Source organism: Streptomyces aureus (assembly GCF_001418135.1).
Classification (GTDB): Bacteria; Actinomycetota; Actinomycetes; order Streptomycetales; family Streptomycetaceae; genus Streptomyces; species Streptomyces aureus_A.
In genome coordinates this window covers 1-14,390 of the sequence record NZ_LIPQ01000075.1, presented here as the reverse complement: position 1 = coordinate 14,390, position 14,390 = coordinate 1, and the positions used below count along the sequence as shown (strand labels likewise).

At 70.6% G+C, this 14,390-nt stretch carries 11 protein-coding genes and 1 pseudogene; 2 read left to right on the top strand and 10 right to left on the bottom strand.

Annotated elements, in window-relative coordinates; all coding sequences use genetic code 11:
* Nucleotides 1-261 precede the first annotated feature (261 nt).
* From AOK00_RS08125 to AOK00_RS08100, 6 genes are all read right to left on the bottom strand, one after another.
* Nucleotides 262-1,320, bottom strand: a complete 1,059-nt coding sequence (locus AOK00_RS08125; RefSeq protein WP_055599639.1) for an SPFH domain-containing protein — start codon at nucleotides 1,318-1,320, stop codon at nucleotides 262-264.
* Nucleotides 1,321-1,323: 3 nt separating this feature from the next.
* Nucleotides 1,324-1,755 carry an NfeD family protein gene (locus tag AOK00_RS08120; RefSeq protein WP_055599638.1) on the bottom strand — a complete coding sequence of 144 codons (432 nt, stop codon included), beginning with the start codon at nucleotides 1,753-1,755 and terminating at the stop codon, nucleotides 1,324-1,326.
* Nucleotides 1,756-1,859: 104 nt separating this feature from the next.
* Entirely contained in the window at nucleotides 1,860-2,090 is a 231-nt protein-coding gene (locus AOK00_RS08115) for a hypothetical protein (RefSeq protein WP_055599637.1), read from the bottom strand.
* A gap of 21 nt (nucleotides 2,091-2,111) precedes the next feature.
* The gene (locus tag AOK00_RS08110) at nucleotides 2,112-6,968 is read right to left on the bottom strand and encodes a DNA repair ATPase (protein WP_055599636.1); all 4,857 of its coding nucleotides are present in this window, start codon (nucleotides 6,966-6,968) and stop codon (nucleotides 2,112-2,114) included.
* 97 nt (nucleotides 6,969-7,065) lie between these two features.
* Nucleotides 7,066-9,090, bottom strand: coding sequence for a hypothetical protein (locus AOK00_RS08105; RefSeq protein ID WP_079041892.1), 2,025 nt, complete (start codon nucleotides 9,088-9,090; stop codon nucleotides 7,066-7,068).
* Between the two features lie 97 nt (nucleotides 9,091-9,187).
* The gene (locus tag AOK00_RS08100) at nucleotides 9,188-9,661 is read right to left on the bottom strand and encodes a hypothetical protein (protein ID WP_055599635.1); all 474 of its coding nucleotides are present in this window, start codon (nucleotides 9,659-9,661) and stop codon (nucleotides 9,188-9,190) included.
* 227 nt (nucleotides 9,662-9,888) lie between these two features.
* Here AOK00_RS08100 and AOK00_RS08095 point away from each other — a divergent pair, with 227 nt between their 5' ends.
* Nucleotides 9,889-10,950 (top strand): PucR family transcriptional regulator, encoded by a 1,062-nt coding sequence (locus AOK00_RS08095; RefSeq protein ID WP_055599634.1) that lies wholly within the window; start codon nucleotides 9,889-9,891, stop codon nucleotides 10,948-10,950.
* 83 nt (nucleotides 10,951-11,033) lie between these two features.
* Here AOK00_RS08095 and AOK00_RS08090 read toward each other — a convergent pair whose 3' ends face one another.
* From AOK00_RS08090 to AOK00_RS40060, 4 genes are all read right to left on the bottom strand, one after another.
* A complete protein-coding gene (locus AOK00_RS08090) occupies nucleotides 11,034-11,492 on the bottom strand; it encodes an Imm21 family immunity protein (protein WP_055599633.1) in 459 nt (152 codons plus the stop codon).
* An 805-nt stretch (nucleotides 11,493-12,297) separates the two neighbouring features.
* Entirely contained in the window at nucleotides 12,298-12,609 is a 312-nt protein-coding gene (locus AOK00_RS08085) for a hypothetical protein (protein ID WP_055599632.1), read from the bottom strand.
* Nucleotides 12,606-12,902: a hypothetical protein gene (locus tag AOK00_RS08080; protein ID WP_055599631.1), complete on the bottom strand. Its 297-nt coding sequence runs from the start codon at nucleotides 12,900-12,902 to the stop codon at nucleotides 12,606-12,608. The genes AOK00_RS08085 and AOK00_RS08080 overlap by 4 nt, the downstream gene beginning before the upstream one ends.
* Before the next feature lie 75 nt (nucleotides 12,903-12,977).
* Nucleotides 12,978-13,289, bottom strand: a complete 312-nt coding sequence (locus AOK00_RS40060) for a TrkA C-terminal domain-containing protein (RefSeq protein WP_254047278.1) — start codon at nucleotides 13,287-13,289, stop codon at nucleotides 12,978-12,980.
* 893 nt (nucleotides 13,290-14,182) lie between these two features.
* Here AOK00_RS40060 and AOK00_RS08070 point away from each other — a divergent pair.
* Nucleotides 14,183-14,390: pseudogene (locus AOK00_RS08070) on the top strand (hypothetical protein); the annotation flags it as partial.

Below are 14,390 nucleotides of genomic sequence, written 5' to 3'. Positions count from 1 at the left end.
CATCGCGCAGGACGGGCGAGGGGTGGTGCCACCTGCGGAGTTGCGCATTCCTACCACGGCGACCCGTCCCCGCCACGTGACGCATGTCACCTTACTCACGGTGATCTATGAAAAGCGCAGGAACCGTGATGTGACCGTTATCCGGACACGCCTATCCGTTCACCGTGCACTTATTTTCCCTGGTCAGGAGATCGCACCAGGACACTCCTGGCGATCATCGGCGTGATGTGCCGGAGGTGGCAGCGGCTTCACCGGCCGCTCCTACCCGCCCTCCGGGCCCCGCGGCGCCTGACGGCCGGCGGTGAAGGGATGCATGTCGGCGTCGGCTTCGGCCGCGTCGGCGAGTGCCTCGGCGGCGGCTTCCGCCGCCTGCGCCGCGTCGTCGGCCGCCTGGGCGGCGGCCCTGTCCTCCGCGGACGTCTCCCGGGTGGCCGGGGATTTGGGCAGCACCTCGTTGAAGGCGCGGGACACCCCCTGGAGGGCGGAGGTGACCTCGCTGGGGATCACCCAGAAGGTGCTGCCCGCTCCCTGGGCGAGCTGCGGCAGCATCTGCATGTACTGGTAGGCGAGGAGCCCCGGGTCGGGGTCGTTGCGGTGCACGGCCTGGAAGACCTCGTCGACGGCTCGGGACTGCCCCTCGGCCTTGAGGATCTCGGCGGTGCGGTTACCTTCCGCCCGGAGCACGGCGGCCTGCTTGTCCCCTTCGGCGGTCAGGATCTGGGACTGGCGCTGCCCCTCCGCTCCCAGGATCGCCGCCCGTTTGTCGCGCTCGGCGCGCATCTGCTTCTCCATGGCGTCCTTGATGGACTGCGGAGGGTCGATGGCCTTGATCTCCACGCGGTTGACTCTCAGCCCCCACTTGCCCGTCGCCTCGTCGAGCACGCCGCGGAGCTGGCTGTTGATGGTGTCCCGGGAGGTCAGGGTCTTCTCCAGGTCCATGGAGCCCACGACGTTGCGCAGGGTGGTGACGGTGAGCTGTTCGACGCCCTGGAGGAAGTCGGCGATCTCGTAGGCGGCCGCTCGCGGGTCGGTGACCTGGAAGTACAGCACGGTGTCGATCTCGACGACCAGGTTGTCCTCGGTGATGACCGGCTGCGGCCGGAACGAGACGACCTGTTCCCTCAGGTCGATCACCGGATAGACGCGGTCGACGTAGGGGATGACGAGGTTGAGACCCGGCCTCAGGGTGCGCCGGTAGCGGCCGAGGCGTTCGACGTTGCGGGCCCGTGCCTGCGGCACGATGCGTACCGCCCGCACCACGGTGAACACCGCGAGGGCCGCGAGGATCAGACCGGCTATGAGCAGTCCCGGCACGTCCATGACTCACTCCCGGGGGTAGACGACGGCGGTGGCGCCATCGATCTCCATGACGTCGACGGTCGCCCCCGGAGGTATCACCAGCGTCTCGTCGTAGGCGCGGGCCGTCCACTCCTCGCCACCGATGCGGACCCTGCCGCCCAGGCCCGTCACCTCCGACACGACATGGGCGGAGCGGCCCACCAGCGCGTCCGTGCCGAATCGCTCGGTCTGTGGCCCCCTCAGATGGCGCACGGCGACGGGACGCACGAACAACAGGCTGACCACGGCCAGAGCGGTGAAGACGACGAGCTGCAAGGGAGGCGGGAGCCCAAGGGCTGCGGTTCCCGCAGTGACCGCCGCGGCGACGCCGAGGATCCCGAGCGCGGCGGTGAGGGTGAAGATCTCCGCCACCGCCAGCACCCCTGCGGCGATCAACCAGACCAGCCATAGGTCCATGGCGCTCTCCTGGCAGGTGCGACTCCATGAGGGACCGAACAAAAAGTGCACCTTTTGTCGGTTCTACCCTTTTCTGCGAGGTGGCACGCTCAGGCGGGCGTGCCTCAGTGCTCCCGCTTCTGTCGGTACGTCCTGAGGGCGGGGTTGACGAACAGGTGCACATGACCACACGACCAGCAGATCAGGCCGTTCGCCGACTCGTTCGCCCACGCCATGTTGAAGAACTCCATCCCCGTGCTGTTCAGCAGCACCTCCCGCTTCCGGAACGTGTCGTTGCCGCACATCAGGCAGAGGATCGGGTGCTCTCCGATCGCCGCGTACAGGGGCTTGGCCATGCTGTCTCAGCCCTTCCTGCGTCAGTTGTGGCGGTGGTCGGAAGCGGTGACGTCGGCGGAGTGTGACGCGTGCCGTCCGGCGGGGCGCGCGAGGAGGTGGCGGGGGTCCGTCGCCCGGGTGATCGCGGTCTCGACGGCGGTGATGCGGTCGGCGAGCAGGCCGAGTGTGGCGACCGCCCGGGCCACGGGGTCGTCTGCGGATCCTCCGAGGGCTCGGGTACGGGCGTGGGCGGCGGTGATCTCGGTCCAGCGGGCGGTCTGTGCCGGGGTGAGGGTGCCGCGGATCGCGGCGAGCTTGAGGAGGTTGGCCTCGGCCTGGGTGGTGAGGGTCTGGGCCTCGGCGGTGTAGTGGTCGTCGATCACCGCGTTGAGCTCGGCGTCGTTCATCGCGGGTGAGATTCGGGCGGCGATCTTGTTCATGGTGCGGTACGACCCCTGGAGCCGGAAGGGCGGCTCGGTGCGGGCCTCGTCGGCGGTGGCGGCGGAGGCGATGTACTCCTTGTTGACGGCGAGCACGGTCTCGCGGGCGTTGAGGAGATGACGGAGGGCGGTGATGACCTGGTCGAGCTCGGCGGGGGCGTAGGGGTGGGTGAGCCGGTCACGGCGAGCTGTCGGGTCGCCGGCCGCCAACCGGGTCAGCATCTCCAGGTCGGAGCGGTCACGGCCCGCTAGGGGCGCCAGGACCGGGTGGGACGTGAGGGCGTTCTCCACGAAGCTGAATGCGAAGGCCTCCTCCTTGCCGGTGAGGACGTCGCCGAGGTTCCACACGTCGGCCCGGTTGGCGAGCATGTCCGGGACACGGAAGGCCTGCCCGGACTCCGTGTAGGGGTTTCCGGCCATGCAGACGGCGAAGCGCTTGCCGCGGAGGTCGTGGCCGTTCAGGGTTCGGGTGGCGTCGCAGAGCGGGATGAACTTCTGCAGGAACTCGGGCGAGCAGTGCTGGATGTCGTCGACGTACAGCAGGACGTTGCTGCCCGCCGCCAAGGCGAAGGCGATCTTCTCCAGCTCCCGGCGGGCGGTCGCGTCGGGCGCCTCGGCGGGGTCGAGCGAGGTCGTCCGGTGTCCGAGAGCGGGTCCGTCGACCTTGACGAGGAGCAGGCCGAGGCGTTCGGCGACGTACTCGATCAGTGTGGTCTTGCCATAGCCGGGCGGGGACAGGAGCAGCAGCAGGCCCTGGGAGTCGCTCCGCCGACCGACTCCGGCCGCGCCGAGCTGCTTGGCAAGGTTGTCGCCGATGAGAGGGAGGTAGACCTCGTCGACGAGCCGGTTGCGGACGAAGGACGACATGACCCGGGGCCGGTACTCGTCAAGGCGGAGCCGGTTGCGCTCGGTGGCGACAAGCCGAGCCCTGCGCTCCTGGTACGCGCGGAAGGCCGGCACGTCGGTGGCGGCGAAATCCCGCGTCCTGGCCAGGAACTCGTCGAGCCGCACCTCCAGGGCGCGCCCCCGCAGGCGGGGGTGGTTGCCCAGGAGCCCGGGGACTGTCTCCGTGGTGGGGGCGGCGATCTCGTAGCGGTCGAGCTCCGGGCACAGTTCGACCGCTATGGCTTCGGCGAGCACGCCCTCGTCGAGCCGCTCTCCGGACGCCGACGCGTAGGAGGTGAGCCAGGCCTCGACGAGCTGACGCCGCGCGTGCGGTCCGGTGAGGGAGGCGAGGGCGTCGTCGTAGGCGGAGGTGCCGACGGCGCGGCGGAACTTGTCGAGCAGGGTCCGTGCCGCGTCCGAGACGGCGAAGCCCGTTGGCACGGTGGCGAGTTCCTCGACGAGGTAAGCGGCGGCCGCCGGGTCGCCGATCTCCTCGGCCAGCTCGTCCCGCAGGCCGTCGACGGCCGTCTCCGCGCCGAACAGGTCGCGGGCCCGGGTCAGGGCGTCGGCGCGGCGAGTCCACTGGTCGCGGACCTCGGCGGTGGCGGTGTGGGCCCAGAAGATCTGGGCGGCCGCGCGTGCCGGAGCCGGGTACCTGAGCAGTCCGATGCTTCCGTGGAGCCGGAGGAGGGCCTGCAGGATCGCCGCTGCGTCGTGGTCGTGGACGCCGCGCTCGTACCCCTCGTCGTACGCGGCCTCGGCGGCCCGTCGCGCGAGCGCGGCCAGGTCCTCACCCGCCAGTGTGCCGGCGCCGTGCTCGGCGAGGAGGCGCGCGGCGAGGTATTCGGACCGGTAGACGTCGGGCGACTCCGAGGGCAGGGTCCGGTCCCAGAACGGGCGGGTCTCGGCGAAGTCCGGGTCGGTGAGGGGCACGCGGTAGTCGGTTCCGGTCAGGCTGAGGGCGAGGGTGTCCTCGTGCGGTACGAGGGTCAGCTCGGGGGCCTGCCGGTTGACGGCGAAGCGGTGCCGGCCGAGCCGGATCGTGCCGCCGCCGTCGGCGAAGAGCTCGCTGCGGTCCCGCAGCGAGCGACCTGCTTCCTGCCGGGCGGCGCCGAGGCGGCTCTCCAGTTCCTCCGCCCGTGCCTCCTCGCCGAGTTCCCGCAGCTCGGCGCCGGTGCGCCGGATCTTGGCGACCATGGGGTCGGAGGCGAAGTACGTGTTCACCTCGTCCAGGTCGGCCAGCGTGCCGGCTCGCCGGGCGACCGTTTCCAGGGCGCGGCCGGCCGATGCCGCGAGGCGCTCGGCGCGGCGGGCGCGGGCGTCCTGGAGGGACTGCCTGCGCGCGGCGAACGCGTCGTACAGCTCGGCGCGCTTGTCGGCGATCTCGCCGAGGAAGCCGTCGTGCTCGGCGAAGCGGGACTCCAGGTTCTCCAGCTGGAGCAGCAGCCGGCCGAGCTGGTCGTCGCAGCGGTCGGGGGTGTCGGCGGCGGCCAGCGCGCCGGTGGCGGTCTGGCCGAGCAGGGCGAACTCGGCGGCGAACTCCGCCCGCCCCTCCTGGTCGAGGAGTTCGGCGCGGCGGGCGGCGAGGAGGGCCCGGGCGCGGTTCAGCGCCCCCAGGACGTCGGCGATCCGTTCCAGGATCGAGGTGCGGACGGTGGCGTCGCCGATGTCGAGGCCGGCGATGATCTCGCTGAGCGTCCGCAGGCCGGCGGTGTGCGTGTCGAGCAGGTCGGCGACCGGGCCCGCGCCCGCCACGGTGGTGACGGCGCCGGCCTGGGTCGCGAGCCGTTCCGCCTCGGCGTGGTGGCTGGTGAAGGCGTCCTCACGCCGGAGGAAGGCGACGGCCCGCTGGGCGGCCGAGGCGATGTCGGCCTCGACGTCCCCGGCGAGGGTGTCGATGCCGTCCGTGTCGGCGTATCGCATGTCCTTCAGGGTCACCAGGTGGCCCTGTGCTTGACGGAGCTCGGTGATCCGGGAGATCCACTCCTCGGCCGTGGCGGGCGCCTCGCCCCGGACGCGCCGGACCAGCCGGCCGACCTGCTGGGCGGAGTCCGCGAAAGTCTCCGCCGCCTGTCGGGTGAGCGTGGTCACCGTCTCGAACTCGTCGAGGACTTGCGCGGCGGTGGCCCGGAGGTCGGTCAGTGGGCTGCGCAGGTCGCCGGTCTCCGGGTCTCCCAGCCAGTGGTGGACGTCGCCCGCGCGCACGCATGCGGCGACGAGTGCCTCGTAGACCTCGGCGGCGGGGGTCAGCTCGGTGGCCTGACGGGCGATCGTCAGGGTGTCGGCGATCCCCCGGACGAGATCCGCGTTGCCGATGCGGGCCAGCGGACCGTCCACGGCAGGGGTCGCATGCGTGTCGGAGACGTACGGGGTCCGCCAGATCTGCACGGGGTGGACCCGGCCGGGCTCTCCGGTCTCGTCGCGCAGCACGATCATCGTCCCGTCGTCGAGCAGCGCGTATCCGCGGCAGGACACCGGGTGGGCGATCTCCTTGCGGATCAGGTTGTACGGCAGGAGGAGACCGCGGCGCTCCGGCCGGGTGTGGAAGGCGAAGAGGAGGTTCTCGCCGTCGGGCGAACGGATCGCCCGGTCGAAGACCAGGTCCGAGGTGTCGGTGTCGAAGGTCTTCACCGCGCCGGAGGCGAGGCAGTAGCCACCGGGGAAGACGATTCCCTCGTCCTCGGGCAGCCGCATACACGACTGACCGATGCCGTCGAGCCTGACCACGCTCGCGGTGAGGCCGTTGAAGACGAGGTGGCGGACGACCTCCTCTTTGTACGGGCGGACACGCACCAGGGTCAGGGCCCCTACGACCGCGTACGCGATCTCGGCGTCGGCCAGTGCCTGGAGCGGCTCGTCGACCGGTTCGGCGTACACGCCCTCGGCTGTCTCGGCGTCGTTCTCCGTCTTGACCGTCAGCGCCCCGCCGACCGTGGAGACGAAGAGCCGGCCGCCGAGTGAGACGTGCGGGCGCCGGCCCTGGACGTGGTCGTCGCGGGCCGTGTCCACCCAATCGACGTCGTGCGAGGGCGGAAAGACGTGGTCGCGTTCTCCCAGGGCGTCGAGGAACCGCGTCTCGCCGGACGGCCCGACCGACCAGCGCAGGACGCGGATGTCGTCGGCCTTCTGCCCGGTCCGGAAGACGGCGAGGAGCCGGCTCTCCACGCGTCGCAGCCGGAGCAGGCGCGCGCCCCGGAAGTACCGGTGCAGCGCCGAGAACTCCCGTACGAAGCCGGGGTCGTCGAGGAGGCCGGGCACCGCGTCCTCGGACAGCGGGTTCAGGTCCCGGTCGTGGAGGGTGAAGACGTCGGCGACCGAAGGCTCGGCGCTCTGCGCGGAGGCCGGGTGGGAGCCGAACAACAGGACGTCGTCCCCGACGGCGGCGACGTCCAGCAGTACCCCGGCGCCCTCGGTGCGGACGCTGGCGGTGCCGGTGAGAGACAGCCCACCGGAACCGAAGGCGGTGGTGCGGGCGGTGTTGAGCGCCTCGGCACGCCCGGCCAGCTCTGCCGCCTGCGCCGAGAGGCGGTCGCGCAGCACCGCGTACGTGTCCTGGTCGATTCCGGTGCTCATGTCGATCCGCTCCTTGTCCCGTGATGGATGCGGGTCCGGCGCCGACAACCCCCGTATGCCGGCACCGGACCCGCTGTGACCGCTCCCCCCGGGGCGGTCAGTTGGTGGCCGCGCCGTTCAGCGCGGCGGTCTCGGCCGGGGCGGCGGTGGCCGGGCCGGGGACGCGCGCGTCGAGCACGCCGGACTTCATGACCTTCGCCAGCAGAGCGGAGACGCTGAGGTTCTGCACGTCGGCGCTGGAGAGCGAGCCGAGCACCCGGGTGAGGTCCTCGATGAAGGAACCCTCCCCGTTGAGCCACGGGCCGGCCAGCGCCTGCGCGGTCTGCGAGTGATCCATGAAGCCGTCGACGGACTTGCCGAGCGCGACGGACTGCACGAGCCGGTCGAGGAAGACCGACTCCCCGCCGACGATGTTGATGTCGGCGTTCTCCAGGCCGGTGGCGAGCACGGTGGCCTGCGCCTCCGCGACCTGCCGCTGCACGTCGAGGCCGGCGAGACGGATCTCCTTCTCCGCCTCCAGACGCAGCCGGTACTCCTCGTGGGTGCGGGACGCCTCGTCGAACGCGGCGACGGCGATCGCCTTCTGGTTCAGCCCCTCCGCCTCGGACTTGAGCTTCTCGCCGATCGCGGTGGCCTCCGCGAGCGCCTTGGCCCGCAGCCCCTCCGCCTCCGCACGCAGGCGTGCCTCGGTCGCCTCGGCCTCGGCGCGGCCGGTCTTCTGGATCGCGTCGGCCTCTTTCTCCCGTACCTGCGCGGCCGCGAGGCCTTCGGCGGCGGCTTCGGCCTGGATGCCCTCGGCGAGGCGGATCTTGGCGCGGGCGTCCATGTCGGCGGCCTTGTTGCGGGCCTCGGCGAGGGTGAGCTGTTCGGCGGCCCGGTGGACGGCGGCCTGCTCGGCGGCCTCGGCCGCCTTGATGTCCTTGACCAGCCTCTCCTGCGCTTCCGCCTCGGCGGCAATGACGACGGCCTGCCGGGTGCGCTCGGCCTCCTCGACCGTCCGCAGCCGCTTGATCGACTCCTCCTGCTCGGCGACCGTACGGTCCACCGCGATCCGCTCGCGGATCACCTCTGCGATGTCCCGGCGCTCCGACTCCACCTCCTTCTCGGCGGAGATGCGGGTCAGTTCGGTCTCCCGGTCGCGGGCGATGACTTCGAGGAGGCGGTCCTTCTCGATCCGCTCGTTCTCCACGGCGATGACCCGCTCGCGGTTCTTCTGCGCCACCGCCACCTCGCGGGCCTGATTCTCCCGCTGGATGCCGAGCTGCTCCTCCGTCTTCAGGAAGGCGCTCTGGGCCCGCAGCCGCTCCTCCTCCACCACCCTCGCGGTCTCGGCCTCCTCCCGGGCCCGGACGGTGTCGATCTCGCGCTTCTGCTTGATCTCGGCGTCGGCCTGGCGCCGCTCCAGCTCCAGGATGGCTTCGCGGGCGTCGACGTTCTGCCGGGTGATCTCCTTCTGCTCGTGCTGGCGGAACTCGTTCGTCCGGACGTTCTCCACCGCGGTCAGTTCGGTGATCTTGCGGATGCCCTGGGCGTCGAGGATGTTGCCGGGGTCGAGCTGGGACAGCGGGGTCTGCTCCAGGTAGTCGATGGCCGCGTCCTCCAGGCTGTAGCCGTTGAGGTCGATGCCGATGATCTCGATGATCCGGAACCGCAGCTCCTCGCGCTTGGTGTAGAGGTCGGTGAAGTCGAGCTGCTTGCCGACGGTCTTGAGCGCCTCGGAGAACTTGGCGTTGAACAACTCCTGCAGCGTCTCCTTGTCGCTGGCGCGGGCCGTTCCGATGGCCTGGGCGACCTTGATGACGTCCTCGACCGTCTTGTTGACGCGGACGAAGAACGAGATCCGGATGTCGGCGCGGATGTTGTCCCGGCAGATCAGACCGTCGCGCCCGGTCCGGGAGATCTCGATGGTCTTCACCGAGATGTCCATGACCTCGGCCTTGTGCAGGACGGGCAGGACGACCTGCCCGGTGAAGGTGACGTCGACCTTCCGCATCTTCGAGACGATCAGCGCCTTGCCCTGCTCCACCTTGCGGAACAGCCGGCTGACCACGAACAACAGGACGACGGTGACGAGCAGGACAACGGCGACGAGCACGCCGACGCCCACGGTGATGGCATCCATGAGAAACCCCGTGTCGATGAAGGAATAGGGAAGCCGCAGGCTCGGGCGGCGGGACAGGAGGGCGAGCACCGGATGATGGGTGCTACCCGAGGAACTGCTACCTGCGTCGCCGTGCGGGCGCGGGGAGATGGTGCCGCCCGGCGGCGGCGGTCCGGTCCCGTTCGGGAGACTCTGCCGGGTCCGCGGAGTCCTCCCGGAGGGGCCCGGGTTCGTCGGGAAAGAGCTTCGCCAGCGGCCGCACGAGGCGCCGGGTCACCCACCACGAGGCGACGGGAGCGAGCACCAGCAAGGCGAGCGAGAGGAGAGCAGAGAAGGGTCGGGACACATCGGCGAGGCCGATGAGCACGGAGCCGGTGACGCTCAGGATCCAGCCGCCCACGATGAACAGGGAAGCTGCCACAGAGACAGGCATCCGGCCGAGGCCCAGCGCTTCGGAATCCACGTCGCCGTCGAAGCCGTCGCGCTCCACGGCACCGCACAACACCAGCAGCCAGAACACCGCCACGGCGACCACGGCCGCACTGAACGACAACGAGGGGAAGCCGACGGCGGCGTTTAGGAACTCCCCCATGGCTCTCCCCCTGACGTGTCGCGGCTTCCGTCTTCCGGCATCAGACCAAGGCCCATGCCCTTCCGACGGCCATCCTGAAGCAGAGTCACCTTCCTTCGCATTGCCGTAACCCGGAAGTCTTTGACGTCTCCCTGATGCCGGTGGCGAGCCCTCCCGGGGGACGTGCCAGGCTTGGTCCCTTCGCGTCAAGAACTCGTTAGAGACGCGTCAGGAAGCCGGGAGGGGCCGTGACGGAGAGGGAACCGAGTGAGGAGTACCTGGACGGGTACGCAGCGATCCTGACGGACGTCTGCGCGACCGGCCGCGGCCTGTCTCGCGAGGAACGCGACGCCCTGCGCTCTCGCGGGGAGCGGGCGGCGGAGGCCGGTCTTGGGCTGCGGGCTCTCGTCCGGGCGCATCTCTCCGCCGCCGAACGGGTGCGGCCCGGGCTTCCGAGGGCCGCCGCCGACCACCTCCTGAGCGCCGTCGGGCAGGCCGTCGACGCGTTCGCCGAGGGCCACGAACGCGCCCAGCGCCTGGCAGTGCGGCAGGAGGAGGCCGCACGGCGCGAGTTCATCGACGACCTGCTCTACGGCCGGAGCGATCTGGGCAGACTGGCGGAACGTGCCGAACGTTTCGGGCTGCTGCTGTCCCACGCGCACGCCGTGGCCGTCGCCCAGGGGCGGGAGCCGTACAGCGACGGCTACGAGGTCACCCGTACCGTCGAAGCCTCCCTCGCCACCCGCTTCGGCAACCGCCGCATCCTGCTCACCACCAAGGACGGCAGGCTGATCTGCGTCGCCCCTGCCGACCAGCCCGACGTGCTCGCCCACTTCGCCAAGCAGGCGTACGCCGCCACCGACGGCGGCCAGGTGGCCGTCGGCCGCGCGCACCCGGGTGCCGGCGGCGTCGTCCACTCCTACGAGGAGGCCCTCAACGCCCTCGACCTCGCCGGCCGCATGAACCTGACCGACCCCGTCCTGTACGCCGCCGACCTCCTGGTCTACCCGGTCCTCACCCGCGACCGGCAGGCCATGGCCGACCTCGTCCGCACCGTCCTCGGCCCGCTCCAGGAGGCCCGCGGCGGCGCGAAGCCCCTCCTCGACACCCTCACCGCGTACTTCGACGCAGGCTGCGTCACCGCCCAGGCGGCCCGTCGCCTCAGCCTCAGCGTGCGGGCGATGACCTACCGGCTTGAGCGCATCCACCGCCTCACCGGAGCCGACCCCGGCGACCCGGTCCAGCGCTACACCCTCCAGACGGCCGTCGTCGGCGCCCGCCTCCTGGACTGGCCCGACCAGGCGCTGTGACCCGAACGGGCGGGCGGCGAGGCTGTGGCAGTCTGCCGGTAGGCATTCGGGGGCCGGCCGTCCCGGGTCCACCCAGCACCGAATCAGACGGACACGAGTCGGTCGAACTTGAACCCCGCGTCGTCGCTCGGGGGGATCTCCAGGGACTGCACGCGGTACCGCCCCTCCGGGATACCGACGTGGAAGACCTCGGGCTCCTCGACCTCGCTCCCGTTCGTCGCGGAATCCAGGAGGGTGTACCGGCCACCCAGGGCGATCTCGAATAGGTCCTGCCAGTCCACCGATCCTGCGGCGGCCTCCACCGCCCGCTCCACCTCTTGATCGTCATCAGCGGCCACCCACCGGACGAACGTCATGATGTCCTGGAGGAAAGCGATGGGGAGAGGCTCACCTCCCAGTGTCAGGACCTCGCCATGACCAGGCAGAACGACCTTCCCAACGGAATCGGCAGCCGTCGCGTCCGCCTCGGTGCCGTTCCAGTCGGCCACATACGAATCCGGGCACAGCGCATACAGGCCGAAGTCCGTTTCGAGCCGCCTCACCAGTAGCCTCTCTCTCGCGCTACATGGCGCACTCGAGCCACGTCGGTTCCATTTTCGCCGTACTCACCCCCATGCCCCAACTGCGTCCTTGGGTCCCGGGAGAACCCGGACGACAGCCGAACTCCAACCCGCGCGGGACGTCCACAGCCGCTTCGACAGCGGCTGGAGGCAGTCTGCGGGCGCCCCGACGACTACGGGCTCGGAGCGGCGGTGCTGAACGCCCGTTCCACCTCGGTCAGCCGGGCAGCTCGCTTGGACGGCCCTCGAAGCTGACCGGACCGCGGTACGCAGTCCCGGTGGTTGGCGCGCACAGCCGTCGATATGAACCGCGGTCGAGACGCGAGTTGGCCGGACGGCGGCTCGACGAGATGGAGGACTTCTACGCCTTGGTACAGAAGAGGATGGCCATGCTGATCGACACCTGGCGTGAGCCGTACGACGCACGGCACCGAACGGCTGGGAAAGGCGCCTCGCGGGCAAGGGCGCCCAGGCCACGGCGTTCACACATGTCGAGTTCACGGGCCGAGGACGCACGGTTTTGTACCCTTGCTCTCTCCCGAAGGAGAGAGCCGTAAGCCGTGGCCCCAGCGTCGCCGACCACACCCCGGACCGTCCGCCCCGCTCCTCGCCAGCGGTTCGGTACTCACCCTGGCTGGAGGCTTTATGTATCTCGTTCCGCAGCTGCAGTCTCCGCTTGTCGGGATCACAGCGCTGGGCATCGCGTCCGCTGCCGCCGTCGCGGCCTCCAGCAAGGCGCCACGCTGAGGGGCTGCCTCGTCTCCGTGTCCTCCAGTCGTCCGGCGGATCAGCGGCGTCTACGCCGTGCGGGACCTGCCAGGATGTCATAGACGATCACAAGAACGAGGGAGCACCCGACGAGGCCCAGCGCGATGTAGGAACAGGCCTCCAGCACACCGCTCGACGCCTCGGCCAACCGCGCCGCCTCGTTGGTGAGCACGGCCCCGTACAGCGTGACGCCGGCGGCACCCAGCAGGCGGGTGGGCGCGCCCGTCCGGGCGAGGCGGCTCGGCCTCCAGCCCAGGAGAATGGCGGTGCTTGGCACCAGGAGCAGCGCCGCGCCGCCGATCAGCAGTGTCCAGCTCGCCCAGGTACTCACGTCAGAGCGCCCGAATCATCGGGGCGGGAGGAACGCACCCGGTGGCGGCGTAGCTCGAACCGGCCGATCGCCGCCGTGGCCACGAAGAGGGGGAAGGCGAGCGTCTCGGCGACGGTGGTGGTTCCGGTGGCCCGGCTGACACTGGCCGCGAGCCCGGCGCACAGCAGAAGCCCGGGAAGGGCCCGTCGCCGGCGCGGCAGCGTCCTCATCCGCCAGACCCGGACGCTGACGACCGTGTCGAACGTGAGGAAAGCGATCGCCCACAGGGCGAGCACGACAAGAGTGAGGGGCATGGCCGGAGCTCCAAGGGCAGGCGAAAGTCTGTGCCGACCAGGCTTCCCGGCTCACCTATGGGCTGATCCTAGTGGTCAGGGCAGATCTGTGAAGGTCTCCACGGCACCGGTCTTGCCGGTGACGACGATGATGTCGCCCTCCTCGACGACCGTGTCGGCGGTGGCGTAGGTGAAGTCCTCGCCGGGGCGCTTGATGCCGACGCCGGTGACGCCGTACTCGCTACGCACCCTGGACCGGCCGAGGGGCTGTCCGGAGGCGGCCTTGGGGGCGACGGTCTTGACGAGGGCGTAGTCGTCGTCGAACTCGATGAAGTCGAGCATGCGGCCGGTGACGAGGTGGGCGACGCGTTCGCCCACCTCGTGCTCGGGAAGCACGACGTGGTGCACGCCGAGGCGTTCGAGGATCTTGCCGTGGCGGCGGCTGATGGCCTTGGCCCAGATGTTGGGAACGCCGGCTTCGAGGATGTTGGAGCTGACGAGGATGCTCGCCTCGATGTCGCGGTGGCGAGCGGCAGCATCAACAGGACGGTGCCGATCACTACGACGCCGGCGAAGGCGAGGACCACGGTGCGGGCCGGATGCGCCGAGAAGAACGAGCGCGCACGGTGCCCTGCGACGGTGGCCACGGTTCGACGCCCCTCTCCTGTGGATACGCCACGTCTTGTGCCGGTGACGCGTCAGCGACACGCCAAGAACGGCCGCCCCCCTACCCGCGCCTCTGCTGCCCGGGCGGCAGGGTGCCTACGATGCGACCATGCCGTCGTCGACCTACCGCAGCCAGGTCGCACGGGACGGGTACGGAACTGGCGCGAGGCGCGCCTGGCCGCCTGGCCGGTCCCTCACGACCGATGGCAGGTCGAGACGTCCGCCGGCCTGACGAGCGTGGTCCGGACCGGGCCCGGCCCGGAGCCGGCGCGGGGGGCGATCGTGCTGATACCCGACGAACATGAACGCGGCCGTGTCCCTGGGCTTCGCGGAAGCGCTGTCGCGGATCGGCCCGCTGATCGTCCTCGACGTCCCGGGCCAGCCCGGCCTCAGCGCCGGTGAACGCCCGCGCCGCCACCGCACGGACCGGTACTGCGCGTCTCGACGGCACCGGGCATCTCCTGCCGGAGGAGTCCCCCGAGCGACTCGCCGCCCTCGTAGCCGAGTTCGCGGACGCGCGCAGGCGGCATTAAGAACGCGTAAAAACTGCCGGAACCAGGCAGTGAACAACGCCGCCGCCCCGTGGAACCATCCTGGAACAACGGGAGAAGCAAGGCACGGGGCAGGGGGCGCACATGGGCTGGTTTCTTGGTCTCGGCATCGCGGGTCTCGTGCTGCTCGTCCTCTCGCTGGTCTTCGACGGGATGCTGGAGGGGGCCCTCGACCCGGTCGGCGGGGGGCTTGACGGGTTTCTGTCGTTGCCGGTGATCGCCGGGTTCGTCTCGGCGCTCGGTTTCACCGGAGCGATCGTCCTCGGGACCACCGGCGCGGGGGGCGATCGTG